The 25,783-nt window shown below is 40.2% G+C and carries 29 protein-coding genes and 2 pseudogenes; 23 read left to right on the top strand and 8 right to left on the bottom strand.

Annotation, left to right across the window (positions count from 1 at the left end):
* Positions 1 to 242 precede the first annotated feature (242 nt).
* The 5 genes from DER53_RS00280 to DER53_RS00260 all read left to right on the top strand — a co-directional run bounded on the left by DER53_RS00280 (position 243) and on the right by DER53_RS00260 (position 4,015).
* Complete coding sequence (locus DER53_RS00280) at positions 243 to 884, top strand: class I SAM-dependent methyltransferase (RefSeq protein ID WP_062752991.1); 642 nt, start codon at positions 243 to 245, stop codon at positions 882 to 884.
* 23 nt (positions 885 to 907) lie between these two features.
* On the top strand, positions 908 to 1,606 hold the full coding sequence (gene mtnN, locus DER53_RS00275) for a 5'-methylthioadenosine/S-adenosylhomocysteine nucleosidase (RefSeq protein ID WP_062752989.1): 699 nt from the start codon (positions 908 to 910) through the stop codon (positions 1,604 to 1,606).
* 55 nt (positions 1,607 to 1,661) lie between these two features.
* The gene (locus tag DER53_RS00270) at positions 1,662 to 2,585 is read left to right on the top strand and encodes a PLP-dependent cysteine synthase family protein (RefSeq protein WP_062752987.1); all 924 of its coding nucleotides are present in this window, start codon (positions 1,662 to 1,664) and stop codon (positions 2,583 to 2,585) included.
* Positions 2,586 to 3,722, top strand: coding sequence for a bifunctional cystathionine gamma-lyase/homocysteine desulfhydrase (locus DER53_RS00265; RefSeq protein WP_062752985.1), 1,137 nt, complete (start codon positions 2,586 to 2,588; stop codon positions 3,720 to 3,722).
* Between the two features lie 62 nt (positions 3,723 to 3,784).
* A complete protein-coding gene (locus DER53_RS00260; RefSeq protein WP_062752984.1) occupies positions 3,785 to 4,015 on the top strand; it encodes a YrhC family protein in 231 nt (76 codons plus the stop codon).
* Between the two features lie 544 nt (positions 4,016 to 4,559).
* Here DER53_RS00260 and sigK read toward each other — a convergent pair.
* A complete protein-coding gene (sigK, locus tag DER53_RS00255; protein ID WP_062752982.1) occupies positions 4,560 to 5,270 on the bottom strand; it encodes an RNA polymerase sporulation sigma factor SigK in 711 nt (236 codons plus the stop codon).
* A 205-nt stretch (positions 5,271 to 5,475) separates the two neighbouring features.
* Here sigK and gltP point away from each other — a divergent pair, with 205 nt between their 5' ends.
* From gltP to ytvI, 4 genes and pseudogenes are all read left to right on the top strand, one after another.
* Complete coding sequence (gltP, locus tag DER53_RS00250; protein WP_062752980.1) at positions 5,476 to 6,741, top strand: glutamate/aspartate:proton symporter GltP; 1,266 nt, start codon at positions 5,476 to 5,478, stop codon at positions 6,739 to 6,741.
* A gap of 150 nt (positions 6,742 to 6,891) precedes the next feature.
* Complete coding sequence (uptA, locus tag DER53_RS00245; RefSeq protein ID WP_015864578.1) at positions 6,892 to 7,485, top strand: undecaprenyl phosphate transporter UptA; 594 nt, start codon at positions 6,892 to 6,894, stop codon at positions 7,483 to 7,485.
* A 33-nt stretch (positions 7,486 to 7,518) separates the two neighbouring features.
* A pseudogene (locus DER53_RS00240) lies at positions 7,519 to 8,084 on the top strand (undecaprenyl-diphosphate phosphatase).
* 80 nt (positions 8,085 to 8,164) lie between these two features.
* Entirely contained in the window at positions 8,165 to 9,190 is a 1,026-nt protein-coding gene (gene ytvI, locus DER53_RS00235) for a sporulation integral membrane protein YtvI (RefSeq protein WP_062752978.1), read from the top strand.
* A gap of 66 nt (positions 9,191 to 9,256) precedes the next feature.
* Here ytvI and motB read toward each other — a convergent pair whose 3' ends face one another.
* The 3 genes from motB to pssA all read right to left on the bottom strand — a co-directional run bounded on the left by motB (position 9,257) and on the right by pssA (position 11,523).
* Entirely contained in the window at positions 9,257 to 10,012 is a 756-nt protein-coding gene (motB, locus tag DER53_RS00230) for a flagellar motor protein MotB (RefSeq protein ID WP_062677190.1), read from the bottom strand.
* Positions 10,005 to 10,796 (bottom strand): flagellar motor stator protein MotA, encoded by a 792-nt coding sequence (gene motA, locus DER53_RS00225; RefSeq protein ID WP_015864574.1) that lies wholly within the window; start codon positions 10,794 to 10,796, stop codon positions 10,005 to 10,007. Before motA ends, motB begins: the two co-directional genes overlap by 8 nt.
* 187 nt (positions 10,797 to 10,983) lie before the next feature.
* On the bottom strand, positions 10,984 to 11,523 hold the full coding sequence (gene pssA / locus DER53_RS00220) for a CDP-diacylglycerol--serine O-phosphatidyltransferase (protein WP_062752977.1): 540 nt from the start codon (positions 11,521 to 11,523) through the stop codon (positions 10,984 to 10,986).
* A gap of 120 nt (positions 11,524 to 11,643) precedes the next feature.
* On the opposite strand from pssA, the gene DER53_RS00215 reads away from it, so the two are divergent.
* Positions 11,644 to 12,423, top strand: a complete 780-nt coding sequence (locus tag DER53_RS00215; RefSeq protein WP_062677192.1) for a phosphatidylserine decarboxylase — start codon at positions 11,644 to 11,646, stop codon at positions 12,421 to 12,423.
* Between the two features lie 19 nt (positions 12,424 to 12,442).
* Here the strand turns inward: DER53_RS00215 and sda are convergent, their stop codons facing one another.
* Entirely contained in the window at positions 12,443 to 12,583 is a 141-nt protein-coding gene (gene sda / locus DER53_RS00210; protein ID WP_062752975.1) for a sporulation histidine kinase inhibitor Sda, read from the bottom strand.
* A 351-nt stretch (positions 12,584 to 12,934) separates the two neighbouring features.
* Here sda and DER53_RS00205 point away from each other — a divergent pair, with 351 nt between their 5' ends.
* Genes DER53_RS00205 through DER53_RS00170 form a run of 8 tightly spaced genes read left to right on the top strand, consistent with a single transcriptional unit; the run spans position 12,935 to position 18,002 of the window.
* Entirely contained in the window at positions 12,935 to 13,450 is a 516-nt protein-coding gene (locus tag DER53_RS00205) for a YqeG family HAD IIIA-type phosphatase (protein WP_062752973.1), read from the top strand.
* Positions 13,450 to 14,562, top strand: coding sequence for a ribosome biogenesis GTPase YqeH (yqeH, locus tag DER53_RS00200; protein ID WP_221215180.1), 1,113 nt, complete (start codon positions 13,450 to 13,452; stop codon positions 14,560 to 14,562). The genes DER53_RS00205 and yqeH overlap by 1 nt, the downstream gene beginning before the upstream one ends.
* Positions 14,563 to 14,595: 33 nt before the next feature.
* Entirely contained in the window at positions 14,596 to 15,429 is an 834-nt protein-coding gene (gene aroE, locus DER53_RS00195; protein WP_062752971.1) for a shikimate dehydrogenase, read from the top strand.
* An 8-nt stretch (positions 15,430 to 15,437) separates the two neighbouring features.
* Positions 15,438 to 15,731, top strand: a complete 294-nt coding sequence (gene yhbY / locus DER53_RS00190) for a ribosome assembly RNA-binding protein YhbY (protein WP_015864567.1) — start codon at positions 15,438 to 15,440, stop codon at positions 15,729 to 15,731.
* Positions 15,732 to 15,771: 40 nt separating this feature from the next.
* Positions 15,772 to 16,362 (top strand): nicotinate-nucleotide adenylyltransferase, encoded by a 591-nt coding sequence (locus tag DER53_RS00185; RefSeq protein ID WP_062752969.1) that lies wholly within the window; start codon positions 15,772 to 15,774, stop codon positions 16,360 to 16,362.
* Positions 16,331 to 16,909, top strand: coding sequence for a bis(5'-nucleosyl)-tetraphosphatase (symmetrical) YqeK (gene yqeK / locus DER53_RS00180; RefSeq protein WP_062677197.1), 579 nt, complete (start codon positions 16,331 to 16,333; stop codon positions 16,907 to 16,909). Before DER53_RS00185 ends, yqeK begins: the two co-directional genes overlap by 32 nt.
* Positions 16,906 to 17,262 carry a ribosome silencing factor gene (rsfS, locus tag DER53_RS00175; protein ID WP_015864564.1) on the top strand — a complete coding sequence of 119 codons (357 nt, stop codon included), beginning with the start codon at positions 16,906 to 16,908 and terminating at the stop codon, positions 17,260 to 17,262. The genes yqeK and rsfS overlap by 4 nt, the downstream gene beginning before the upstream one ends.
* The gene (locus DER53_RS00170) at positions 17,259 to 18,002 is read left to right on the top strand and encodes a class I SAM-dependent DNA methyltransferase (protein ID WP_015864563.1); all 744 of its coding nucleotides are present in this window, start codon (positions 17,259 to 17,261) and stop codon (positions 18,000 to 18,002) included. Before rsfS ends, DER53_RS00170 begins: the two co-directional genes overlap by 4 nt.
* Before the next feature lie 168 nt (positions 18,003 to 18,170).
* Here the strand turns inward: DER53_RS00170 and comER are convergent, their stop codons facing one another.
* Positions 18,171 to 18,992: a late competence protein ComER gene (gene comER / locus DER53_RS00165; protein ID WP_062752967.1), complete on the bottom strand. Its 822-nt coding sequence runs from the start codon at positions 18,990 to 18,992 to the stop codon at positions 18,171 to 18,173.
* Positions 18,993 to 19,091: 99 nt separating this feature from the next.
* Here comER and DER53_RS00160 point away from each other — a divergent pair, with 99 nt between their 5' ends.
* The 3 genes from DER53_RS00160 (at position 19,092) to DER53_RS00150 (ending at position 22,569) form a co-directional block, all read left to right on the top strand.
* Positions 19,092 to 19,706, top strand: a complete 615-nt coding sequence (locus tag DER53_RS00160; protein WP_062752965.1) for a helix-hairpin-helix domain-containing protein — start codon at positions 19,092 to 19,094, stop codon at positions 19,704 to 19,706.
* 96 nt (positions 19,707 to 19,802) lie between these two features.
* Positions 19,803 to 20,258, top strand: coding sequence for a ComE operon protein 2 (locus tag DER53_RS00155; protein WP_015864560.1), 456 nt, complete (start codon positions 19,803 to 19,805; stop codon positions 20,256 to 20,258).
* A 31-nt stretch (positions 20,259 to 20,289) separates the two neighbouring features.
* Positions 20,290 to 22,569, top strand: coding sequence for a DNA internalization-related competence protein ComEC/Rec2 (locus DER53_RS00150; RefSeq protein ID WP_062752963.1), 2,280 nt, complete (start codon positions 20,290 to 20,292; stop codon positions 22,567 to 22,569).
* A 43-nt stretch (positions 22,570 to 22,612) separates the two neighbouring features.
* Here DER53_RS00150 and DER53_RS00145 read toward each other — a convergent pair.
* Positions 22,613 to 22,748 (bottom strand): annotated as a pseudogene (locus DER53_RS00145) (YqzM family protein).
* Positions 22,749 to 23,033: 285 nt separating this feature from the next.
* Here DER53_RS00145 and holA point away from each other — a divergent pair.
* The gene (gene holA, locus DER53_RS00140) at positions 23,034 to 24,068 is read left to right on the top strand and encodes a DNA polymerase III subunit delta (RefSeq protein WP_015864557.1); all 1,035 of its coding nucleotides are present in this window, start codon (positions 23,034 to 23,036) and stop codon (positions 24,066 to 24,068) included.
* Between the two features lie 49 nt (positions 24,069 to 24,117).
* On the opposite strand, the gene rpsT is transcribed toward holA, so the two are convergent.
* The gene (gene rpsT / locus DER53_RS00135; protein ID WP_015864556.1) at positions 24,118 to 24,387 is read right to left on the bottom strand and encodes a 30S ribosomal protein S20; all 270 of its coding nucleotides are present in this window, start codon (positions 24,385 to 24,387) and stop codon (positions 24,118 to 24,120) included.
* A 221-nt stretch (positions 24,388 to 24,608) separates the two neighbouring features.
* Between rpsT and gpr the strand changes: the two genes are divergently transcribed.
* Entirely contained in the window at positions 24,609 to 25,727 is a 1,119-nt protein-coding gene (gene gpr / locus DER53_RS00130) for a GPR endopeptidase (protein ID WP_015864554.1), read from the top strand.
* The last annotated feature ends 56 nt before the right edge of the window (positions 25,728 to 25,783 follow it).

The following is a 25,783-nucleotide window of genomic DNA, read 5'->3' as shown; positions in this document are numbered from 1 at the left end:
CGGTCATCTGTCACGCTTATGCGTGACGAAGGCAAGTCATCGACTTGCCTCCGACAGTCGAAAAATTTCTTGATAAAAAGCGCAAAGAACCATATATTTTTCGATTGTCGGAGACTATAAGCTTGTTGCATTTTATATTTTCATTGAAGAAAATAAAAACTTATGATACATTGAGAACAGATTTAAAACAAAAACCATAGTATATTCATAGGAATTATAAAAATTATGGGGTGTGACATCAAATGGGGAGAGAATTTCTTGATTTGTTTGAAGAATGGGCAGATTCCTATGACCAATCTGTCGAAGGATATGATGAAGAATATCGTGAAGTGTTTGCGAATTATGAAGATATTTTAAATACAGTTGCCAGCAAAGCGGGAAGTGTTGTACTTGAATTTGGCGTCGGAACGGGAAATTTAACGAAAAAGCTGTTGGAACAAGGAAAAACAGTATACGGCATTGAGCCGTCTGAACCGATGCGGAAAAAAGCGCGTGAAAAACTTGGTGACAACGTATCGATTGTCGACGGGGATTTTTTACAATTTCCTCTTCCTCCTAAGCTGATTGATACCATTGTTAGCACTTATGCATTTCATCATCTCACTGACGAGGAAAAAGGGGAGGCAATCGCCAAGTATGGCAATCTATTAAAAAAAGGTGATAAAATAGTGTTTGCCGATACGGCATTTCGCGATCGCCAAGCATTTCAGCGCACGGTGGAAGAGGCAAGGGAGCGCGGATTTCATCATTTAGCAGATGACCTAGAACGGGAGTATTATACGACGCTTGATGTATTAACAAAACTATTTGAGGAAAATGGCTTTACCGTCGCGTTTACGCAAAAGAATGCATTTGTATGGGTGATGGAAGCGGTGAAGCAGTAAAAAAAGCAGAAAGAGGGAGATAAATGAAAATAGCGATTATTGGTGCAATGGAAGAAGAAGTAACGATTTTGCGCGACAAAATAGAAGATCGGGAAGAAACAGTGATCGCTAATTGCGAATTTTCAAAAGGACGCTTAAACGGTGCTGATGTCATTCTGTTGAAATCGGGAATCGGAAAAGTAAACGCAGCGATGTCAACAGCGATTTTATTGGAGCGATTCCGTCCAGATTATGTCATTAACACCGGTTCAGCGGGTGGCTTTTTATCCACGCTAAATGTTGGGGATGTCATCATTTCCAATGAAGTAGTACATCATGATGTTGATGTGACGGCCTTTGGCTATGAGTATGGCCAAGTGCCGGGAATGCCGGCGCGTTATAAAGCGGATGAAACATTAGTAAAGATCGCGGAGCAAAACGCGAAGCAAATCAAGGATATTCAAGTAGTAACCGGACTCATTGCGACCGGCGATTCGTTTATGAACGATCCGGCGCGCGTTGAATTTGTCCGCAGCAAGTTTCCGGATTTATGCGCTGTTGAAATGGAGGCGGCGGCAATTGCCCAAGTATGTACGCAATTTGCCGTTCCGTTTGTCATTATTCGGGCGTTGTCCGATATTGCCGGCAAAGAATCCGATGTATCATTTGAGCAATTTTTAGATACTGCCGCCAAACATTCAGCTGATTTAGTCCTGTCCATCGTGTCATCGCTGCAAAAATAATCGAGGAAGGAATTCCTTCCTCGATCTATATTTGTAAAGAAATGGAGTGACAAACATGCGAGTGGCCAAAAATGTGCATGAGCTGATTGGATATACGCCGGTGGTGGAAATTACGCAAATTCCGTTGCCCGAGGGTGTTCGCATATTTGCCAAATTGGAATATTTCAACCCGGGAGGCAGCATTAAAGACCGGCTTGGCCAAGAGTTATTGCGCGACGCATTAGAGACAGGAAAATTAAAAGAAGGCGGAACGATCATTGAGCCGACGGCGGGAAATACCGGCATTGGGCTGGCGCTGGCGGCGATTGGAAAAAACATCAACGTGATTTTTTGCGTTCCCGAGAAATTCAGCATCGAAAAGCAGCAAATCATGAAAGCGCTAGGAGCAACGATTGTCCATACACCAACGAGCGAAGGAATGCAAGGAGCGATCCGCAAGGCGCAAGAGCTTGCCCGTGAAATCCCTAACTCCTATTGCCCGCAGCAGTTTGCCAACCCGGCCAACCCAAGAACATATTATAAAACGCTCGGCCCGGAACTATGGGATGACCTTGACGGACAAATCGATATATTTGTCGCCGGGGCCGGTTCAGGCGGAACGTTTATGGGAACGGCAACGTTTTTAAAAGAAAAAAACCCAAACATTAAAACAGTCATTGTCGAACCAGAAGGGTCGATTTTAAACGGCGGAGAGCCGGGGCCGCATAAAACAGAAGGAATCGGAATGGAATTTTTGCCGAATTATATGGATCCAAGCTATTTTGATGCGATTCATACGATTCGCGATGAAGACGCGTTTAAGTGGGTAAAAGAACTTGCCGAAAAAGAAGGGCTGCTTGTCGGAAGCTCTTCAGGCGCTGCGTTTCATGCCGCGTTGCTTGAGGCCAAAAAGGCGAAACCGGGAACGAATATCGTTGTTATTTTCCCGGATAGCAGCGAGCGGTATTTAAGCAAAAAAATTTATGAAGGTGGGATTTAAATGAGACGAAAAACAAAACTGATTCACGGCGGCATCCCGGGTGATCCGCATACGGGAGCGGTTTCTGTTCCGATTTATCAAGTCAGCACGTATAAACAAGAAGGAATCGGCGGCCATAAAGGCTTTGAATATTCGCGTACCGGCAATCCAACCCGCCACGCATTAGAAGAGCTGATTAAAGATTTAGAAGAAGGTTATGCCGGTTTTGCGTTTGGCTCCGGAATGGCGGCGATCACGGCGGTCATGATGCTGTTTAACAGCGGCGATCACGTCATTTTAACGGACGATGTGTATGGCGGCACATATCGCGTCATGACGAAAGTGTTAAATCGCTTGGGGATTGAATCGACTTTTATTGATACAAGCGACCTTTCCAACATCGAGAAACATATCCAGCCGAATACGAAAGCGCTTTACATTGAAACGCCAACCAATCCACTCTTAAAAATTACGGACATTCAAGCTGCTTCCGCCATCGCCAAAAAGCATGGCTTGCTTACGATCGTCGACAACACGTTCAGCACCCCGTATTGGCAAACGCCGCTTGCCCTTGGCGCCGACATTGTTGTCCATAGCGCGACGAAATATTTAGGCGGCCATAGCGATGTTGTTGCTGGATTGGCAGTTGTCAATTCGGAAGAGTTAGCAGAAAAACTGCATTTTATTCAAAACTCTACCGGAGGAATTCTCGGTCCGCAAGATTCATGGCTTTTAATGCGCGGCATCAAGACGCTTGGCGTGCGCATGGAGGAGCATGAAGAAAACACGAGAAAAATCGTTGGATTTTTAGTGAACCATTCAGCGGTCCAAAAAGTGTATTATCCAGGATTGGAAACACATCCAAACTATGAGGTTGCCAAAAAACAAATGCGTGGATTTGGCGGCATGGTCTCTTTTGATGTCGGAAGTGCGGAGAAAGCGGATCAAGTGTTAAACCGTGTGCGCTATTTTACGCTCGCAGAAAGCTTGGGAGCGGTTGAAAGCTTAATTTCGCTGCCGGCGAAAATGACGCACGCATCCATTCCGAAAGAACGCCGCGAACAATTAGGCATTACTGATGGGCTGATCCGCATTTCTGTCGGATTGGAAGATGTGGAAGATTTAATCGAAGATTTAGCCCAAGCATTGCATGGTTAAAATTACATCCCCACATTTGCTGTCCCATATGGTACAGTTAAGGATGGAAAGTGGGGGATACGATGGAACAACAAAAGCAGCATTGGAAGGAAAAAGCGGCTGATTATAAAATGTTTGCTGGTGTATTGCTGTCATTAAGCGTCTTTTTGTATATTGGCACGCTTCTTCCTACAATTGCGCCAGAGAAAAAGGCGTATTTGCTTCCTTTCATTGCGATATTGTTAATCGGCGCGTTTTCCTTTTTTCAACGAGCGATCAAATATATTCGGCTTTTGCGTGAAATAGATGAATAAACACCTGCTTCTTCGTTTAGAAGAGCAGGTGTTTTTCTTTAAAAAGTTTCATAAAATGTTCAAAACCATGCAAAGAAATGCATTATTTTCACATGTAAAATAATAGTTAAAGAATGATAGGGGAGGAATATTGGGATGTTCGCCATGGTGATGGGGATTGTGATTACTGCAACGATAGCATTGATTATAACGGCGGAAGTAAGCGTGGAAGCGCAAAATTAATCAGCAAAACGAACTGTATGTAGTAGATAAAAACTATAGTGAAAAAAACGGGACAGTCATCATGATTGTCCCGTTTTTATGTGCGTGAGAGCTATGCTCTTTCACCTCTGGATCAAGTATCAGGAATAATTTACTATGTATCCAGAATTCTTTTTTGTTTAAAAGAATTATTGACGGGACATATTAAAAATATCTTTTTCGGTCATAACAATTTCATAAGGAGGTCAAATATGGACTGGTACGAAAAGTTAAGGCAATCGGTTAAACAGAAAAAGGAGCAATCACTTAACAATTGCTCCTTTTGTCTTGCGAAGGTATGAGGCTATCTCCGCTTTTCCTTTTCATTCCGATAAAATTCATGAAACATTTTCATCAATGCGCGCTTTTCGATGCGCGATACATAGCTTCTTGAGATGCCAAGTTCTTTTGCGATCTCCCGCTGCGTTTTTTCCCGCTGCATATCAAGGCCGAAGCGGCTGATAATCACTTCTTTTTCCCGTTCATCGAGCACATCGATATATTTTTTCACTTGTTCGAGTTCCATATTTAGCTGAATTTCATCGATGATATCGTTTCCTTCCGATTTCAAGACGTCGATCAGGCTGATTTCATTTCCTTCCTTATCTTGCCCGATCGGCTCGTGCAGCGAGACATCTTTTCGTGTTTTTTTTAATGAGCGCAAATGCATTAAAATTTCGTTTTCAATGCAGCGAGCTGCATATGTCGCTAATTTTGTCCCTTTGCCAGGAGAGTAACTCTCGATTGCTTTAATAAGACCGATGGTGCCAATGGAAATTAGATCCTCTACATCTTCGCCGGTATTTTCAAATTTTTTTACAATATGTGCAACGAGGCGTAAATTATGTTCAATTAAAATATTACGAGCTTGTTCATCTCCTTTCGCCATAAGCTGTAAGTATTTTTCTTCTTCTTTGGCGCTTAACGGTTGGGGAAATGCATTGTTTTTAATGTATGATACTAAAAACACTAATTCCTTAATGAGGAATGTGAACGCAGATAAAATGCCTGACATCGTGTTACCCCCACCTTTATTGTTTTAGGCGATTGCCTATTACTTATGTATATGATGAAGCGGGGTTGTACGTGTTTGGACACAAAAAAGAAATTGGAATTCAATGACAATATTATATGAATATTCTTGACATAACGAAAATATAATAGTAGAATAGTTTTGTCTCTTTTTGTCTAAAAATGTCATAAAAGAAGGGGGCGAATGAATGAGAAAAATTGGATTAGCTTGGCAAATTTTTATTGGTCTCATTCTAGGGATTATCGTGGGAGCCATTTTTTACGGAAATCCGAAGGTTGCCACTTATTTACAGCCTATTGGGGATATTTTCCTTCGTTTAATCAAAATGATTGTCATTCCGATTGTTATTTCTAGCCTTGTAGTTGGAGTCGCCAGCGTTGGGGATTTGAAAAAGCTTGGAAAATTAGGCGGCAAAACGATTATTTATTTCGAGATTATCACAACGATCGCGATTGTCGTCGGTTTATTGGCAGCGAATATTTTTCAGCCAGGGACCGGCGTTAATATGAAATCATTAGAAAAAACCGATATTCAAAGCTATGTTGATACAACAAACGAAGTGCAGCATCATTCGATGGTAGAAACTTTTGTTAATATTGTTCCAAAAAATATTTTTGAATCGCTAACCAAAGGGGATATGCTGCCGATCATTTTCTTCTCTGTTATGTTCGGTTTAGGAGTAGCGGCGATTGGCGAAAAAGGAAAGCCAGTTCTTCAATTTTTCCAAAGTACAGCAGAAGCGATGTTTTATGTAACAAACCAAATTATGAAGTTTGCGCCGTTCGGCGTGTTTGCGCTGATTGGTGTAACCGTTTCTAAGTTTGGGGTAGAGTCGCTTATTCCGCTCAGCAAGCTCGTCATTGTTGTTTACGCAACGATGGTGTTCTTTATCTTTGTCGTGCTTGGCGGTGTTGCTAAGTTATTTGGTATAAATATTTTTCATATTATAAAAATTTTGAAAGATGAGTTAATTCTTGCTTATAGTACAGCAAGTTCGGAAACCGTTCTTCCGAAAATTATGGAGAAAATGGAGAATTTCGGTTGTCCAAAAGCGATTACATCCTTTGTCATTCCGACAGGGTATTCCTTTAACTTAGACGGTTCTACGTTATATCAGGCGTTGGCGGCCATTTTTATCGCGCAGTTGTACGGTATTGACATGCCGATTTCTCAACAAATCTCGCTTTTGCTTGTGTTAATGGTGACTTCGAAAGGAATCGCTGGGGTGCCGGGTGTATCCTTTGTCGTGCTGCTTGCTACGTTAGGCACGGTTGGGATTCCGATAGAAGGATTAGCATTTATCGCTGGAATCGACCGTATTTTAGATATGGCGCGCACAGCAGTGAATGTTATTGGCAACTCGTTAGCAGCGATCATTATGTCAAAATGGGAAGGCCAATATAACGAAGAAAAAGGAAAACAATACATCGCGCAATTGCAGCAAAGTGCATAAATGCTGAAAAAGCTGTCCTGCTAGAAAAGGACAGCTTTTTCAGTATAAGGACTTATTTTTTTCTTCCACGTAGTATAGTATAATTTGGTGCTGAATAAGGTTGTAATGAGATGCTTGGCTAAGAGTACATAATACATAGGAGGAAGAACCATGCACGAATTCATACAAAGTATTTTTACATTTTTAGCGGATTTAGGATATATCGGAATTGCTTTAGCATTAATGATTGAGGTGATTCCAAGTGAAATTGTGCTGGCATATGCGGGGTATTTAGTATCACGTGAGGAAATATCATTTGTTGGAGCGGTGATAGCTGGAACCATCGGCGGAACGATCGCCCAGCTTTTTCTATATTGGATGGGATACTACGGGGGAAGACCGTTTCTTGATAAGTATGGAAAATATTTATTGATTAAAAAGAAACATCTCGATTTATCAGAGCAATGGTTTGAAAAATACGGCTCGGGCGTCATTTTTACCGCGCGCTTTATTCCGGTTGTGCGCCATGCCATTTCTATTCCAGCTGGTATCGCAAAAATGTCATGGAAGAAATTTACCTTTTATACAACATGTGCGGTTATCCCATGGTCTATTTTCTTTATTTTTTTAGGGGAACGGCTAGGAAGCCACTGGCAGGAAATTGATGAGATTGCCCGGCCTTATTTGCGGCCGGTGATCATCGTTGCGATTGTGGTTACTGTCATTTATATTGTGCTTCAAGTTTATCGTCGAAAACGAACATAATTGTTTTTAAGGGGAATGTTGGGGAAGAGAACGATGACAAAAATAGAGGCGTTTATTTTAGGAATGCTTCAAGGGCTTACGGAGTTTTTGCCAATCAGCAGTACGGGACATTTATATTTGGGGAGACATTTGTTTGGGCTTGATGAGGCGGGGTTATTCCTTGATACTATGCTTCATATCGGCACCCTGTTAGCCGTGTTTGTCATTTACAAAGAGGAATTGTTCTATATGATTCGCAAGCCGTTTAGCAAGCTAACGTTTTTGTTAGTGATAGGGACGATTCCAGCAGTTGTTGTCGGGCAGTTGTTTATTACTTTGAAGAAATTTCTAAGACAGGGGCGACTATTGGATGGGAATTTTTAGTAACTGGCTTATTTCTTTGGATAGCTGATGGTGTAAAGCATGGGTATAAACGAATGGATGACATTACATATACCGATGCGTTTGTGATCGGGACGGTTTCTTCGGCGTTATTTGGCTATATTGCAGTGCGCTGGATGATTAACTATTGAAAGCGTCATTCATTAAAAGGATTTGCGATGTATGTATGGTTTCTTGGGATGATTGTTCTCGTTTTCCAAATAGCAGGGAGATTTTAATGTTGTTGATTGTCTTTACTCCATTCGCTATATTTATAATAGAAGTTGCGAAGTAAAATCAAATTGAATGGGGTATGATAGTGAAAAAGTTTATTATTATTGCCTTCGTGATTGCAATAGGTTTATTTTTGCTGCCGTATAGCTTGCCGCTTGTCTTTGCATTAGCGACAGCATTATTATTAGAGCCAGCAGTAAAAAATTTGCAGAACAATTACCGGCTGAAACGGGTGCATGCAGTAACGACGGTTTTTTCGTTATTTCTTATTATCGTTGGCTTTGCGTTTTATTTTCTTATTGTCATACTTGTGCAGCAAATTATGACATTTTCGCAAAAACTGCCACATTTTTTGAGTGAAGCGACAGAAGTTTTTAATAAGTTTATTCAAACATGGGAATCGTATTCGAGTTCGATTCCAAAAGAGATTATCGCTTCGTTGGAAAACAGCGTTGAAACGATACAACGTTTGCTTTTGGAATTTGCGACGAATTCGACGCAGTCGATTGTTCATTTTATCACGCTTATTCCCGGCTTTCTTATTCATTTTTTAGTATATTTAGTAGCGCTGTTTTTAATTAGTTTAGATTTGCCAAAGTTAAAAAAGAGGCTCAAAAAATATTTGTCTGAACGTACACATCAGCGGTTAGCGATGATTGTGACGCAATTAAGCAAAGCTGGCATCGGGTTTATTAAAGCGCAATTTTTGTTAAGTCTCATCACTTTTTTCCTTGCATTGGCCGGTTTATTGTTGTTGAAAGTGGATTATGCGGTTATTATGGCACTGCTAATTGTTGTTGTGGATATTTTGCCGATTTTAGGGACTGGCTCGGTGTTAGTGCCATGGGGAATAATAAGTATTGCGAATGGCAATAGCGGCCTAGGGATCGGCCTCATTGTATTATTTGTGATTATTACGGTTATACGTCGTATTATTGAGCCGAAAGTTTTCTCAACCAATTTAGGCATTTCCCCTTTGGCTGCATTAGTGAGCGTTTATTTAGGATTTCAACTGTTAGGTTTTATCGGGCTGTTTATTGGTCCAGCATTTGTGATTTTGGTGGAAACAATGGTAAAAGCAGGAGTGATTAAATTTTCTATTAAGCTTTAGCATAAAAAGGCTGGCAAACATCTGCCAGCCTTTTTCATCAATAGGGAGAGAGATGGAAACGTCAAATTATTGACGGGAAGCTTCGGTTTTTGGCAAAATTAAGATTTCAACGCGCCGGTTTTTCATCCGCCCTTCAGGAGTATTATTGGGCGCTACTGGTTTAAATTCTCCGTATCCTTTCGCGCTAAACCAACGCGGGTCGAGCTCGGGATTTTCCAATAATATTTTCATAAAATTTATAGCACGCATGACGCTTAGCTCCCAGTTTGAAGCAAATTGCGCATTGTGAATCGGTACGTTATCGGTATGCCCGCTAATAATAATATTTCGCGGCGGATTCATGACAAGCAGTTGGGAAATCTCTTTAGCTAGCTTTCGATCTTTTGGTCGTACTTCTGCACTTCCGGAATCAAATAAAATATCATTTAATATCGTAATCGCCAGCCCCTCATCTGTTAAAGAAGTTTGTAATTTCCCATTTAAATGCTTTTCCGCGATATATGTATCAATTTTTTCTTGTACGGCATGCAACTCTTCTTTATCTTCTTTATTTAAATTTTTTTGTTGCTGTTTATGTTCTTGTTTTGATGGCGAAGGCGGGGTTTCCGGTTCGATTGGGCTTTCAAAATCAAGCACACCTGTTCCGCCAGCCAATGCTGTATTAAATGACCGGGCGATTTGCTGGAATTTTTTTTGATCGATTTGGCTGCTTGCAAACAAAACGATAAAAAGAGCGAGTAATAACGTTAATAAATCAGAGTACGGAATAAGCCATGACTCGTTAATATGCTCTTCTTGTTTTTGTTTTTTTTTCTTACTCATTTCTTTTTTCTCCCTGTTCTACAATTTTCTTGCGTTCAGTTTCCGGAAGATAGGAAGCAAGTTTTTGTTCAATTGTCCGCGGTGCTTGTCCTTCTAGAATGGAAAGGACCCCTTCAATCATGACTCGCCGTATTTTCGCCTCTTCTTTTGATTTTCTTCTTAATTTATTGGCAAATGGATGCCATAACACGTACCCAGTGAAAATTCCCAGCAGTGTTGCGACGAATGCCGCGCTAATTGCTTTGCCGAGCTCGCTAATGTTATCGATATTGCCTAATGCCGAAATTAGCCCGATGACCGCTCCTAGCACCCCAAGTGTTGGCGCGTATGTACCTGCTTGCGAAAAAATGGCTGCATTCGCTTCATGCCGTTCTTCCATCGCTTCAATTTCCTCTGTCATTACATCGCGAATAAAATCTTGTGTCTGCCCATCAATTGCCATGCTCAAACCATTTCGTAAAAATGGATCATCAATTTCGTCTAATTTTGCTTCCAGTGCGAGCAATCCTTCCCGTCGAGCCACGTTCGCCCAATCGACGAACAATGGAATTAATTCTTCGATGGTTGGGATGTTTTGTTCTTTAAAAAGCACGCCGAACAGTTTTGGCACTTTTTTAATTTCGCGAGTTGGAAAAGCGATGGTAACAGAAGCGATAGTTCCAACGATAATAATTAAAATCGCTGCAGGGTTAATTAATACGCTTGGATTGACACCTTTAAAGTACATTCCAACACCTACAGCGATAATACCAAGAAGAATGCCGATAATGGATGTTTTGTCCAAATGAAATCCCCCCGTTATTTCTTAAAACACCATATTCATATGTTATTTGTACTTTATAATGAATTCACATTTATCATATAATTAATAATAAGGATTGAAAAGAGAAAATGGTGTGAATAGAAAATAAAAAAGGCTGCCCAATCCATTATGACTTCATTTTGGAAAGGACAGTCTTCCTATGTTTGTTTTATATTTTTTTCAATTTAAATGTTCCAACCATTAAAAACGACAATGTAATCATAAGGAAAATGAAAAATTGCGGAGGAAAATAATGAATCGTTAAATAGCTTAATGTTAGCAGTACTCCCGCAGCTGTAATTGGAAGTCCCGAAAAATAGCCGCTGTTTTCTGTAATGTTAAAACGAGCAAGACGAAAGGCGCCGCAGCCGATGTATAAAATCGTAAAAAACGCACCAGGCGCGCCAAATTCATGCAGCAGGCTTTGATAAATTAACAACGCAGGAGCTACTCCAAATGATATAATATCACTCATGGAGTCCAATTGTTTTCCGAGTTCTGATTCAATATTTAATTTGCGGGCAACAGCCCCATCAAAGCGGTCGACTAAGGCTGCTAAAAAAACGAGAAGCAGACTGACATTAAGCTGCCCTTTTAACGTCGTTAAGACGGAAAAACCACCTAGTGATAAATTGGTCATCGTTAAAATATTTGCCATATTTGCTTTTAGCTTTTTTAATGTGTAATCTAAATAATCCAATAAAAACATTCTCCTCACTCCTTTTCGCTCTAAAACGCGGCAAACAAAGTCTACTACAATTATACTCATTTTATTTATAATATGAAAAGTAGTAAAAAACATGACCGCCATAAATTGGAGGGAATATATTTGTTAAAATGGTTGTATCGTCTTATGATTGAATTGACGAATCATTCACTTTCATCAAAAATGATCGCAATTTTTACGAAGTCCCGCTTAAGTGCATTACTTATTCCATCGTATGCAAAAATTTATGATATTAATCAGGAAGAAATGGAAAAAAACTTAAAAAATTATGAAACGTTGCAGCAACTATTTATTCGCAAGCTAAAAGCGGGGACAAGACCGATTGATCAAACGAAAAACAGTGTTATTAGCCCTGTTGATGCGATTATTGAAGATATCGGTGTGATCCGTGAAAATAGCGAAATCGTCGTTAAGGGCAAGACATATTCGATTGCAGAAATGCTTGGAAGCGGCGAAGCGGCAAAAAAATATTTAAACGGATTATTCATTATTTTGTATTTAAGCCCAAGCCATTATCATCGCATCCATAGCCCAATATCTGGAGTTGTGCAAAAACAATGGGCTCTTGGAAAAAAATCGTACCCTGTCAACCGCCTTGGCTTAAAATATGGAAAGCGACCGTTATCGAAAAACTATCGCATGATTACAGAAGTAGCTGCAAACGGAAAACATATCGCGATTGTAAAAATAGGTGCGATGTTTGTCAACAGCATTGAGCTTACCCATGTGAGCAAGCATCTTACGAAAGGGCAAGAAATTGCCTATTTTTCTTTTGGATCTACCGTCGTTTTATTGTTTGAAAAAGACAGTGTTGAGCTTGATGAACGAATTGTGGTGCCAATGGGAGTGAAAGTAGGGGAACGGATTGGCTATTTAAAATAAAAAAAAGCCCTGGAGGCTATTATGATGAAAGCTTAATTTTATGTTCTAACGAACGGTGGCGAATTTCTCTTTCAATTAATTCAATAAACTCCGGGCTTAATTTTAATTCTTTTGCTTTATAATATGATTCGATTAATAGCTCGTCGGATAGATATTTCATGCTGAAAACCTCCTTCAGCAATGGAATATGATTTGCAGTCAATACATATAATGGTAAGTTACTTTAACTGTACCATGATTTCCGATGTAGAACAACCGTTCTGTTATCCACAACAACAAGTGGATAACATGTGGAAAACATGTTTATAAGGTTGTCGGGATCTGATTTTATGCTTGTGAATGATGTGGACAAAACTTATCCACAATTTTGGGGATAACGAACTTTGTCGAAAAAATTTTTGTGATTGTATATATTTGTCAAAGTTTGTTTTGAAAGACTAGTGAAAATTAGGTATGATGGTTAAAGGCAGAAAAGCCGAAAGTCAGTGCCTAAAAAGGTAAGGTGATGGACATGCTTCATTATTTTTTGCCAAGCCAGTTTGTCAAACGTGTACTGGATATTACTCCTAGTGAGTTAAAAGAAAAAGGAATTAAAGGAATCATTACAGATTTAGATAATACGCTTGTCGAGTGGGATCGTCCAAGCGCCACTCCGGAGCTAATGGAGTGGTTTGAGAATATGAAGCAAGAGGGCATTAAGGTGATCATCGTATCGAATAATAATAAAAAGCGGGTGCAATCTTTCGCGGAACCGCTTGGCATTCCGTTTATTTTCGAAGCACGGAAGCCGCTGACAAGCGCTTTCCAAAAAGCGTTATCGATGATGCAATTGAGGAAAGATGAAGTTGTTGTCATCGGTGATCAATTGCTAACCGATGTGTTTGGAGGAAACCGGTTAGGATTAAATACCATTTTAGTTGTACCGGTTGCGCAGACAGATGGGCTTTGGACTCGATTGAACCGAAAGATAGAACGGATAATTTTAAATATGATGCGTAAAAAAGGCATGATTTATTGGGAGGAATGATGGTGGAACAACAAATTCGCTGCATTGGCTGTGGAGCGCTAATTCAATCGGAAGATGAGACAAAACCTGGGTATGCACCAAAAAGCGTTTTAGAAAAAGAAAAAGAAGAAGTCATTTGTCAACGCTGCTTTCGCTTAAAGCACTATAACGAAGTGCAAGATGTAGCACTGACAGATGATGACTTTTCAAAAATTTTACACCGCATCGGACAGTCGGAAGCACTTGTCGTAAAAATTGTTGATATTTTTGATTTCAATGGAAGCTGGCTTCCAGGATTGCATCGGTTTGTTGCGAACAACCCGATTTTGCTCGTTGGCAATAAAGTGGACTTGCTTCCAAAATCGGTGAAATATCCAAAGCTTATTCATTGGATGAAACAATCGGCAAGCGATCTCGGCTTGAAGCCAATTGACATATGTTTAGTGAGCGCTGTCAAAGGAATCGGAATGGCGAAAGTAATGGAGGCGATTGAAAAATATCGGTTTGGGAAAGACGTTTATGTGGTTGGCTGTACGAATGTTGGAAAATCAACGTTTATTAATCGTATTATTCAAGAGGCAACGGGGAAAGGAAATGTAATTACAACATCCTATTTTCCGGGAACGACGTTGGATATGATCGAAATTCCATTAGATGATGGAGCGGCGATTTATGATACGCCGGGAATTATTAATCACCATCAAATGGCGCACTTTGTGGACAAAAAAGATTTAAAAATCATCACTCCAAAGCGAGAAATCCATCCGAAAGTGTATCAGCTGAATGAACAACAAACGTTATTTTTCGGGGGGCTCGCCCGGCTTGATTATATAAAAGGGGGAAGACGGTCTTTTGTATGTTATTTCTCCAATGAGCTGCTCATTCATCGGACGAAGTTAGAAAAAGCGGATGCGTTATATGCCAATCAATTAGGTGAACTTCTTTCTCCTCCGCGCAAACATTATATCGACCAATTCCCGCCATTAGAGGCGCATACATTCACCATAAAAGAAAGAAAGACAGACATTGTATTTTCCGGACTTGGTTGGGTGACATGCAACGAACCAGGAGCGCAAGTGGTTGCGTATGCACCAAAGGGAGTCGACATCTTAATAAGGAAATCATTGATTTAATTCTTTTGTAAGTAAAATAGGGGAGAAGAGAAAATGGAAAAATTATATGCGTTATTTGGTTGTCCTGTTCACCATTCCCTATCGCCAATTATGCATAATGATGCATTTCAAAACATGAACATTGCCGCACACTACCATGCATTTCATGTAGAGCCGGAACGCTTGAAGGATGCTATTGCCGGGGTAAGGGCCCTTGGCATTTCGGGGGTAAATGTAACGATTCCTCATAAAACAGCGGTGATGCCATTGCTCGATGAGGTGGATCCAACAGCGCGCCGCATCGGTGCGGTCAATACGATCGTGAATAGAAATGGACGATTGATCGGCTATAATACAGATGGTCCTGGATATGTTCGGGCGCTAGAGGAAGAAATAAACGTCGATATAAAAGAAAGGCGCATTTTGCTTATTGGAGCTGGTGGAGCAGCAAGAGGCATTTATGTTTCTCTTGCCGATCGCGGTGCAAAACAAATCGATATTTGCAATCGAACGGTATCCAAAGCAAAACAGCTTATTGATGAATGTAATGCTTCTGTTTCATCAGTTGTATACTCGTTAAATGAAGCGGAAGAGCGTTTAGGAGAATATGATATTCTCATTAATACGACGTCTGTTGGAATGTACCCTAATATGGAAGAAATGCCGCTTTCTCTTGCAAATATGAAAGAAGGAACGATCGTTTCTGATATTATTTACAATCCATTAGAGACAAAATGGTTGAAGGAAGCACGAAAAAGAAATGGAATTATCCAAAATGGAGTCGGGATGTTTGTATATCAAGGGGCGTTAGCATTTGAAAAATGGACAGGAATATTCCCGGATGTCCAACGTATGAAAAAAATAGTGATCGAACAGCTTAGGGGGTAACATAACATATGTTAACAGGAAAACAAAAACGTTTTTTGCGGGCGAAAGCCCATCATTTGAAACCAATTTTTCAAGTTGGAAAAGGCGGAGTTAATGAAAATATGATTAAGCAAATTATCGATGCGCTCGAAGCGCGTGAGCTTATTAAAGTGAGCGTGCTGCAAAATTGTGAGGAAGATCGCCATGTTGTCGCCGAGCAACTTGCACAAGGAGCGGGCGCGGAACTTGTACAAGTAATTGGGAATACCATTGTATTGTATAAGGAGTCAAAAGAAAATAAGCAAATTGTGTTACCGCGCTAAACGGCAAAGTTGCGCATATGCATGGCGGAGGGAAGAAAATATGAGAAAAATCGGGATTTTTGGAGGGACATTTGATCCACCGCATTACGGGCATTTATTAATGGCGAATGAAGTGCTGCATGCTCTTCAGTTGTCAGAAATTTGGTTTATGCCGAACCGCATCCCTCCACATAAACAACATGAACAAGTGACAAAAAGTGAAGATCGCTTGCGCATGCTTGAATTAGCGATTGCTGATCATCCGCGCTTTCATATCGAAACGATTGAACTGGAAAGAGAAGGACCGTCGTATACGTATGATACAATTCGTCAACTGCTTTCTATGCACCCAGATCATGAGTTTTATTTTATTATCGGTGCAGATATGGTGGAATATTTGCCACACTGGTATAAAATTGCTGAACTGATCCAGCTAGTAACATTTGTGGGTGTAAAGCGGCCTGGGTTTTCCACTGAAACATCTTATCCGATTATGGAAGTAGAAGTGCCGCAATTTGCGGTATCTTCTTCGATGATTCGTGATCGGGTAAGAAAAGGACAAACAATCCGATATTTAGTGCCGGAATGTGTAAGACTTTATATTGAGGAGAGAAAGCTATATGGAGCGAGAAAAAGCGTTAACTCTTGTTAAAAAACAATTGACAGAACATCGCTATCAACATACAATTGGCGTTATGGAAACGGCAATCGAGCTTGCGGAGCAGTATGGAGCGGATGTGAAAAAAGCGGAATTGGCGGCTATTTTTCATGACTATGCGAAGTTCCGTCCGAAAGAAGAAATGAAACAAATCATTTTAGAGCAAAATATGCCAAAAGACTTGCTTTCTTACAACTCGGAACTTTGGCATGCTCCAGTCGGTGCTTACTTAGTAAGGACGGAAGTTGGAATCGAAGATGAAGATATATTAAACGCGATTCGTTATCATACATCAGGACGAGCAAATATGACATTATTGGAAAAAATTATTTACCTTGCCGATTATATTGAACCTGGACGGATATTCCCAGGAGTAGATGAAGTTCGTGATCTGGCCAAACAAGATCTGAACAAGGCGTTAGTAAAATCGTTACAAAACACCATTCAATTTTTGTTGAAAAAAAATCAGCTCATTTATCCAGACACGATTCACACATATAATTCGTTGATGATGGAAATAAAGGGGGAATGTGAAGAATGACAGAACAGGAAATATTGCAATTGGTTGTTCGAGCAGCCGATGACAAAAAAGCGGAAAATATCGTTGTCCTAAATATGAAAGGAATTTCTCTTGTCGCTGATTATTTTGTGATTTGTCATGGAAATTCGGAGAAACAAGTACAAGCGATTGCGCGGGAAATAAAAGAGAAAGCAGAGGAACACCATATTCCGGTGAAACGGGTAGAAGGGTTTCATGAGGCAAAATGGGTTTTAGTCGATTTAGGCGATATCGTCGCCCATATTTTTGATAAAGAGGAACGCAATTATTACAATTTAGAACGTTTATGGGGAGATGCGCCGTTGGAAGATGTGGAGAGCGTGTTGCAGCAATGACGTATGAGTCATTTGCTTATTGGTATGATAAATTAATGAATGAAGCGCCGTATGATGCATGGCAGTCGTTTGTGCAAAAAAAGCTAAAGCAGTATGGACGTCAAGGTGCAAAACGCATTCTTGATGTCGGATGTGGCACAGGAGAATTAGCTGTTCGATTGGCGAAAGAAGGATTTTTGGTCACAGGTGTCGATTTGTCTGAAAATATGCTCGCTATTGCACAAGCGAAAGCGGAAGCGCAACAGGTTACCATTGAATTTTTTCAACAAAATATGACGGAATTAGAAGGATTTTCGTCGTTTGATTGTGTCACTATTTTTTGCGATTCACTCAACTATTTATTAGAAGAAAGTGAAGTTCGGCAAACTTTTTCCCGCATTTATGAACTGTTAAAAGAAGACGGTTTATTGTTATTTGACGTTCATTCGACGTATAAAATGGATCATATTTTTCAAGATGCGATATTTACAAGCAATGACGAGGAAATCAGTTATATTTGGTCTTGCTATCCGCTTTCGTTGCCGCATAGCGTTGAGCATGAATTAACGTTTTTCGTCCGTGGCGATGATGGAAAATATGAACGGCATGATGAACTGCATCGACAGTGCACCTATGAGATTGATCAGTATAAACAATGGCTGACGGAAGCGGGATTTACAGTGCTGGAAATAACCGCGGATTTTACAGATGAAGCGCCAAGCGAAACGTCGGAACGTGTTTTCTTTGTTGCGAAAAAATGAAAAACAGCGGCGCTTCCCTCTTTTTAAAGCTTTATGCTTTTCTGCCAAAGCCCGTTAAAGCGATTACACGCTGGCTTCGGCAGAAAAGCTATTGATTGATTTTGACTTCGGTACGGAATAAAACATTTTTTGTTGCTAAGCAGGATTTTTTCTTTTTTTAACGAATAATTAACTACCGAATTGCTTTTTTATTTTTTCGATGTCATCTTTAAATTTTTCATGTGTTTTATCAAATACGCGTTCAAATACCCCTTCGATTTCCTTTTCAAGCACCGCAATTCCTTCTCCAGTAATACCGCCTTTCACGCAAACTTTTTCTCGCAGTGTTGGAAGTGTATAAAGATTCTTTTTCAATAATTCCCCTAATCCAATAATCATATTGCTTGTCAATTCTGTTGCTTGTTCTTTTGTAATCGATGTTTTTGCGACGGCTGCCTCAATAAATCGTTGAAGCAAATAGCTAAAAAAAGCGGGACCACAACTAGCGATATCAGAAGCGATTCGCGTAATTTCATCATTAATATAGCAAGGAGCAGAAATTTGACGAAATAGCGTTTCTATATAGTTTTGATAGTGTGAAGAACAGCGCTGTCCAACCGTGATTAGCGTGCTTCCAGCAAACGCCCGGTTTGTAATGCTTGGAATAACGCGCACTACGTGGCAAGGGACGGCAGCTTCAAGTTGTTGTACACTAATCGGGCTTGTAATCGATACAAGACAATGTTCCTTTGTCCAAAAGGAAGACAATTGTTGCAAAAGGGGGTGAATATCTAACGGTTTTACACATAAAAACACAATCGTTGCCTTCTGTACCACTTCTTCCGCGCTGGCAGCAACGTATACGCCCGGATAGCGGCGCTGGATGTCGAGCGCTTTTTCTAACGTACGATTCGTGATAATAAGCTGGTCTTCTTTGACGGAACCAGATTCAAGAAACGCTTCAATTAAAATCCTTCCCATATTTCCTGTCCCAATCATTCCGATTTCCATGCTTCACTCCCCCCTCCCTGATTGCAGTACGTATAGTCTTTTCAACGATATGTATGAGCGTTTTCTTTATTTTATGACTAATTTGAAAGGATGATGGACATGTGGGAAGCAATAAAAAAGTATGACAAACGATGGTATATTCTGCTCTTGGCAGTGTTCATCGTTGCGGTGGTCATTTTATTTAGAAACAATGAAATGATCGAAAAGGAACAAGGTTCTATACTAGCTTCGGAACAAATGATGATGGAAGTATCGGAGAAAAAGGAAGAGAAAGTGCAATCCAAAACAATTATTGTCGATATAAAGGGAGCAGTTGCCCAACCGGGAGTATACGAAATAAAGGATACGGCGCGTGTCAATGATGTGGTAGCAATGGCTGGCGGATTTACAAAAGAAGCGGATCAAACAAAGGTCAATTTGGCGGCAAAAGTACATGATGAAATGATGATTTATGTACCGGAACGCGGGGAGACGAACATTCCTTCCATAGATTCTTCTGTTGTTTCCTCTAATGATTCCAAGAAAATTTATATTAATACAGCGTCGGAGGAAGAAATATTGCAACTTCCGGGAATTGGACCGACTAAAGCGGCAGCCATTATTGCCTATCGCGAAGAGCATGGACCGTTTCAAAAAGCAGAAGATTTATTAAATGTTACAGGCATTGGAGAAAAGACGTTGGAAAAAATAAAAGAACACATTGTTGTGCCATAATGTCGTTGACGCTTTGCTGACTCGCCCATTACACTAAAAATATGTGCACTTTCTGAAGGAAAAATCAATTTGCGATGGACAAGCGGGGGAGGAAGTATGGAACGGATTACATGGGATCAATATTTTATGGCACAAAGCCATTTGTTGGCATTGCGCAGCACTTGTACACGATTGGCGGTTGGCGCCACCATTGTCCGAGATAAACGAATTATTGCCGGGGGATATAACGGTTCCATTGCCGGCGGCGCTCATTGCATTGATGAGGGATGTTATGTTATTGACGGGCATTGTGTTCGCACCATCCATGCGGAAATGAATGCGATTATTCAATGTGCGAAATTTGGCGTACCGACAGAAGGAGCAGAAATGTACGTAACTCATTTTCCTTGTCTACATTGCTGTAAAGCGATTATTCAAAGCGGAATTCGCGCTGTATATTATGCGCAAGATTACAAAAATCATCCGTATGCGCTTGAACTTTTTGAACAAGCGAAAGTCCGGGTAGAACACGTACCATTTAATAAAGAAATATTGTCACTTCTGCAAAAATAATAAATCACGCCTACGGAAAGGGGCGCAAACCATGCGGGGGAATATTGTTTATATAGCGCTTGCTGCTGTTTTTGGGATCATCGCTGGGTGCGGGAGGCCAAACATTTCTTTGGTGTTTATCGTGCTGTATGCTATATTTCTTTTCACGCGAAAAAGGCGCCTCTTTCTTTTTTCTATCATAACGATTTGCCTTTTTTATATGTATTTCGTTTATATCGACCATCATAATAAGACGAAACTGTCTGGCAACATGACGTTATTTACTATTCGTTTTATTGCTCCCATTTCGGTGGATGGGGATCAACTAAAATCGATTGTCAAAGTGGGAAAAGAAAAGCTTCAGCTTATTTACTACATAAAATCGGCACAGGAAAAACAAGAGCTTTCTTCTTTAACTCCTAAAGCAGTATGCACGGTGAAGGGAAGGCTTGAACGTCCGGCGCTACCGCGAAATCCTAATGCTTTCGATTATCGTCGTTATTTACGATTTCATCATATTCATTGGATTCTCAAACCCCAATCAATCTCCTTGCAAGACTGCCACAACACATCCCCAACGTTATATGAATGGCTTCTTTCGCTTCGTGAAAAAGGGCTGCACACGGTAGAAACACATTTTCCATCGGAAACGGTTGGAATTGTCCAAGCGCTTTTATACGGAGAACGAGGGCAATTAGACGAGACGCTTTTGGAAGGATACCAAAAACTCGGATTAATCCATTTATTAGCCATTTCCGGGTTGCATGTCACGTTATTAGTCGGAGCCATGTTTTCCATATTGATTCGCTTTATCACCAAGGAAACGGCAACGATAATCCTATTGATTTTCCTTCCCATTTATATTGTGCTAACAGGTGCTTCTCCTTCTGTTATTCGCGCCTCCTTTACAGCAATGATCTTTTTAGTTTCTGATTACTGGAAATCGAAGTTATCGCCGCTCGATGCATTAAGTATAACGCTAGTCATGATGCTGCTTTTCGATCCGTATATGTTATGGGATGTCGGATTTCAGTTATCGTTTATTGTAACATTTGCTCTTATTTTATCTTCCCAAATGATATTGTCGCATGATTCTGTCTTTTGGCGCCTCTTTTTTACGGCTTTTATTGCTCAGTTGAGCGCCCTTCCGTTTCTTTTATACTATTTTTTCGAAGTTTCGTTATGGAGCATTCCCCTAAATATTATTTTTGTGCCGCTTTATTCCTTCGCCATTATGCCGCTTTCGTTTGCAGCTGTAGGCACGCATTATATACATTCGCTTCTTTCTTTTCCTTTTATTTGGCTGTTGCAAAAAATTATCGTAATCTCTAGCGATGTTGTTGCATTTTTCTCATCTAACCATTCGTTGTCACTCGTTCTTGGCCGGCCTTCTTTCTTTTTTCTTATCTGTTATGCGGCCGCGATTTTTGCTGCATTTGTACAAATGGAGAAGCGGCGTTACTTTAGTATAGGATGGGTCGCCTTCGTTATTACGCTTCATGCATGGAGCCCATATATGGATCGTTACGGTGAGGTCATTTTACTCGATGTCGGGCAAGGGGATTGTATATACATTGAATTGCCGTATCGAAAAGGAGTATATCTTATTGACACAGGAGGAACACTTCCACACCAAAGACAGCCATGGCAGGAACGAAAGCGGAAGTGGGATGTAGGAAAAGACGTTGTCGTTCCATTTTTAAAATCAAACGGAGTGAGATATATCGATAAACTTATTGCGACACATGGAGATTTGGACCATATTGGAGCGGCAGAAGAAATCATTCGGCATTTTTCTGTAAAGCAAATGGTCATTGGCAAAGGAGAAACAAAAAATTCGATACAAGAAAAACTTGTTCAACTTGCTGAACGACAAAATATAGAAGTGGTGAAAATATCAAGGGGTGACAGATGGATAGAGGATGGAATTTCATTTTATGTACTTCATCCATGGAAAACGCATCGTGATGATAATAATCATTCGATTGTATTGTATACAAAGCTCGGTGGATTATCCTGGTTATTTACGGGCGATTTAGAGGAAACGGGGGAAAGGGAGTTAATCAGCGCTTTTCCGCGCTTAGAAGCCGATGTGTTAAAAGTGTCCCATCATGGGAGCGATACGTCTACAACAGAGTTATTTTTAGAAAAAGTACAGCCGAAGATTGCGCTTATTTCCGTCGGCAAACATAATCGTTACCATCATCCTTCCCCATATGTTATCGAACGGCTCCGGAAAAGGAATGTCATTATTTTGCGGACAGACCAGCATGGCGCGATTCGCTATATTTATTCGAAAAATCGTGGAACCTTTTCCGTCATGCTGCCATAGCATAACTAATAAAGAAAAGAGACTGCTTATGTAAGCAATCTCTTCACGAACCGAAAAATTTAATCAATGTTGCGATAATAAACATTGTTGCAAAAAAAACCGAATGAAACGATAAAACCAACGGCAGAGTCAACAGCATCATTTCGTTTGCTTTGTACATCTTTTTCAAATACGTTCATCGTTTACCCCTCCTCGTGCAATCATTTTTAGTATAGACGAAAAAGAAAAAAAAATCTATATCCTCCTTATTCATTTCCTTCATTGACAACAGTTAACACAAATACTTTTTTGCGACCGGGAAAAGATAAAGATAACCCGTTGACAAATAAGGTCCTAGGACTTATTTGTCAACGTTTATATAAAGGGGAATCGGTTTTCCCGCTAACCGATTCCCTTGTAAAAATAAGAAAAACGTTGTATCTTTTCAACATAGAAAGACTGCAGACAGAATGGAGAAGAGAAATATGGTGGTGGACTTTTGGGGAAAAATTAAAAAACGACGTTTGTCTTCCCTTTATTTATTATATGGAACCGAATCATTTTTATTAACGGAAACGTATGAACTTCTCGTTCGTACGGTATTAACGGAAGAAGAGCGGGAATTTAATGTATCTGTGTACGATTGCGAAGATACTCCTGTGCAAACTGCGCTAGAAGATGCGGAAACATTTCCGTTTTTAGGGGAAAAACGAGTGATTCTTATTAAAAATCCTTATTTTTTTACAGCGGAGAAAGAAAAAGAAGTGGAGCATGACTTAAAAAAATTAGAATCGTACATAATGTCCCCTTCCCCTTTTTCGATTGTCGTCTTCGTTGGACCGTATGAAAAACTAGATGAACGCAAAAAAATAACAAAGCTAATGAAGGAACATGCGGAAGTTTTTGTCGCATCTCCGCTTGCCGAAAAAGAGCTGCGCGAATGGATTGTAGAAAGAGCAGGACAAAGTGGTGTAATGGTGGAAGAACATGCGATTGACACTTTGTTAAAGCTGGCAGGAACGAATTTAATGACACTTGCGAACGAATTGGACAAGCTCATTTTGTTCGTTGGGCCAGGCGGAATGATTCAGCAAGAGACCGTCGAAAAGCTTGTATCGCGTACGTTGGAGCAAAATGTGTTTGTATTAGTGGAGAAAGTGACGAAACGGCAAATCGATGATGCACTGCAAGTATTTTATGACTTGCTGGAGAATAATGAAGAGCCGCTGAAAATTTTGTCGCTTCTTGCCGGCCAATTTCGTCTTTTATATCAAGTAAAATGGCTTGCGGCAAAAGGATATGGGCAGCAACAAATTGCTTCCATCTTAAATGTGCATCCGTTTCGGATTAAACTTGCCATGGGACAAGCGGCACTGTTTTCGGAAGAAGAGCTTACGACAGTGATGAGGCAAATTGCTGAGGCTGACTATAAAATGAAGAGCGGAACAATGGACAGGCAGCTTGTTATGGAGCTATTGTTGATGAGATGGAATGAAGGGATCACAAACAATATCCAATGAGACAATTTTATCAGAATAAGAAAAACGACCTGCTGCCAGGTCGTTTTTCTTAAGATGCAATAATGCTGTTCAGTTTTTTCGCTAAGCGGGATTTTTTGCGACTTGCTGTGTTTTTATGAATAAGACCTTTTGTTACTGCTTTGTCTAATTTTTTGGAAGCAATGATGAATGCTTCTTGAGCTTTTTCCACATCTTTTAATTCAACAAACGCTTCAAATTTTTTGATCGCCGTACGCATTGCAGATCTCATTGAAGCGTTATGAGCGCGACGTTTTTCACTTGTTTTTGCACGTTTAATTGCAGATTTAATGTTTGCCACGTTCTCTCACCTCCGTCATCTTGCCATCTCTGTCCTTGGTTGATCATTTCCGTTATTAGGACATGTAAGAACAAGTGTTATTCTATCAAACGAGGTTAAATTATGCAAGAGTATTCAAGCAAAAATACTTTACTGATTGCGAAAATGTTTGCGCAAAACGAATGGAAAATGCAAAAAGCGGTGAAAATAAAGGAAAAATGATACGTTTTAGGAGGAACGATATGAACCGCTCAATCGATTTAAGCATGTATTCGGTACGAACCGATTTAGCGATCGAAGCTCATGAAATAGCTGTGGAAGAGCGTCTCCAACAAAAAAGGGAAAGCGCTTCCCCTATTGAAGGAGTCATTATTCACGATCGCGAAATAGACGGGATTAAATTGTCGCATGTAGAAGTAACGGAAGAAGGAGCAAAATCGATTGGTAAAAAACCGGGAAATTATTTAACCATTGAAGCACAAGGAATTCGTGAACATAATACGGAGTTGCAACAGAAAGTACAAGATATATTTGCAAAAGAGTTCAACGCATTTTTACGAAAATTGGACATTAGAAAAGAATCAAGCTGCCTTGTTGTAGGATTAGGTAATTCAAATGTGACACCGGATGCGTTAGGTCCGCTAACGGTGGAAAATCTACTTATTACAAGACATTTATTTCATCTTCAGCCGGAGAGCGTAGAAGAAGGATTTCGTCCAGTAAGCGCGATTGCTCCAGGTGTGATGGGGACGACAGGGATTGAAACAAGCGATATTATTCACGGAATTGTGGAAAAAACAAAACCAGATTTTGTGATCGTCATTGATGCGTTAGCGGCACGATCGATTGAACGGGTCAACGCAACGATTCAAATTTCTGATACGGGAATTCATCCAGGTTCAGGTGTAGGGAATAAACGAAAAGAATTAAGTAAAGAAACGTTAGGTATTCCTGTTATTTCTATCGGTGTTCCAACGGTTGTCGATGCTGTATCGATTACAAGTGATACGATCGATTTTATTTTAAAACATTTTGGAAGGGAAATGCGTGAAGGGAAGCGGCCGTCTAGTGCTCTCGCTCCAGCGGGATGGACGTTTGGCAAGAAAAAGAGGCTTACAGAGGAAGATATGCCATCAACGGAGCAACGTTCGACATTTCTTGGCATAATCGGCACATTAGAGGAAGAAGAAAAACGCAGACTCATTTATGAAGTGCTTTCTCCACTCGGTCATAATTTAATGGTTACTCCGAAAGAAGTCGATATGTTTATTGAAGATATGGCAAATTTATTAGCGAGCGGATTAAATGCTGCATTGCATGAACAAATTGATCAAGATAATACCGGTTCTTATACACATTAATGAAATAAAATAGAGAAAAAAGAAGTTCTATCTTTCCCGGCTTGCCCATACGTTAA

The organism is Parageobacillus toebii NBRC 107807 (genome assembly GCF_003688615.2).
Taxonomy (GTDB): Bacteria; Bacillota; Bacilli; order Bacillales; family Anoxybacillaceae; genus Parageobacillus_B; species Parageobacillus_B toebii.
The sequence above is the reverse complement of the archived record's forward strand: the minus strand, read 5'-3'. Positions and strand labels throughout refer to the sequence as shown.

Excerpts from the sequence above, each read along its gene's own strand:
- motB (WP_062677190.1), bottom strand. The coding sequence starts at position 10,012 with ATGAGTAAGAAAAAAAAACAAAAACAAGAAGAGCATATTAACGAGTCA.
- mtnN (WP_062752989.1), top strand. The coding sequence starts at position 908 with ATGAAAATAGCGATTATTGGTGCAATGGAAGAAGAAGTAACGATTTTG.
- holA (WP_015864557.1), top strand. The coding sequence starts at position 23,034 with ATGGTGGTGGACTTTTGGGGAAAAATTAAAAAACGACGTTTGTCTTCC.
- yhbY (WP_015864567.1), top strand. The coding sequence starts at position 15,438 with ATGTTAACAGGAAAACAAAAACGTTTTTTGCGGGCGAAAGCCCATCAT.
- gpr (WP_015864554.1), top strand. The coding sequence starts at position 24,609 with ATGAACCGCTCAATCGATTTAAGCATGTATTCGGTACGAACCGATTTA.
- yqeH (WP_221215180.1), top strand. The coding sequence starts at position 13,450 with ATGGTGGAACAACAAATTCGCTGCATTGGCTGTGGAGCGCTAATTCAA.
- DER53_RS00160 (WP_062752965.1), top strand. The coding sequence starts at position 19,092 with ATGTGGGAAGCAATAAAAAAGTATGACAAACGATGGTATATTCTGCTC.
- DER53_RS00270 (WP_062752987.1), top strand. The coding sequence starts at position 1,662 with ATGCGAGTGGCCAAAAATGTGCATGAGCTGATTGGATATACGCCGGTG.
- DER53_RS00280 (WP_062752991.1), top strand. The coding sequence starts at position 243 with ATGGGGAGAGAATTTCTTGATTTGTTTGAAGAATGGGCAGATTCCTAT.
- yqeK (WP_062677197.1), top strand. The coding sequence starts at position 16,331 with ATGGAGCGAGAAAAAGCGTTAACTCTTGTTAAAAAACAATTGACAGAA.
- DER53_RS00170 (WP_015864563.1), top strand. The coding sequence starts at position 17,259 with ATGACGTATGAGTCATTTGCTTATTGGTATGATAAATTAATGAATGAA.
- DER53_RS00265 (WP_062752985.1), top strand. The coding sequence starts at position 2,586 with ATGAGACGAAAAACAAAACTGATTCACGGCGGCATCCCGGGTGATCCG.
- DER53_RS00185 (WP_062752969.1), top strand. The coding sequence starts at position 15,772 with ATGAGAAAAATCGGGATTTTTGGAGGGACATTTGATCCACCGCATTAC.
- comER (WP_062752967.1), bottom strand. The coding sequence starts at position 18,992 with ATGGAAATCGGAATGATTGGGACAGGAAATATGGGAAGGATTTTAATT.
- DER53_RS00260 (WP_062752984.1), top strand. The coding sequence starts at position 3,785 with ATGGAACAACAAAAGCAGCATTGGAAGGAAAAAGCGGCTGATTATAAA.
- aroE (WP_062752971.1), top strand. The coding sequence starts at position 14,596 with ATGGAAAAATTATATGCGTTATTTGGTTGTCCTGTTCACCATTCCCTA.
- pssA (WP_062752977.1), bottom strand. The coding sequence starts at position 11,523 with ATGTTTTTATTGGATTATTTAGATTACACATTAAAAAAGCTAAAAGCA.
- DER53_RS00150 (WP_062752963.1), top strand. The coding sequence starts at position 20,290 with ATGCGGGGGAATATTGTTTATATAGCGCTTGCTGCTGTTTTTGGGATC.
- sigK (WP_062752982.1), bottom strand. The coding sequence starts at position 5,270 with ATGTCAGGCATTTTATCTGCGTTCACATTCCTCATTAAGGAATTAGTG.
- sda (WP_062752975.1), bottom strand. The coding sequence starts at position 12,583 with ATGAAATATCTATCCGACGAGCTATTAATCGAATCATATTATAAAGCA.
- uptA (WP_015864578.1), top strand. The coding sequence starts at position 6,892 with ATGCACGAATTCATACAAAGTATTTTTACATTTTTAGCGGATTTAGGA.
- DER53_RS00155 (WP_015864560.1), top strand. The coding sequence starts at position 19,803 with ATGGAACGGATTACATGGGATCAATATTTTATGGCACAAAGCCATTTG.
- DER53_RS00205 (WP_062752973.1), top strand. The coding sequence starts at position 12,935 with ATGCTTCATTATTTTTTGCCAAGCCAGTTTGTCAAACGTGTACTGGAT.
- gltP (WP_062752980.1), top strand. The coding sequence starts at position 5,476 with ATGAGAAAAATTGGATTAGCTTGGCAAATTTTTATTGGTCTCATTCTA.
- rsfS (WP_015864564.1), top strand. The coding sequence starts at position 16,906 with ATGACAGAACAGGAAATATTGCAATTGGTTGTTCGAGCAGCCGATGAC.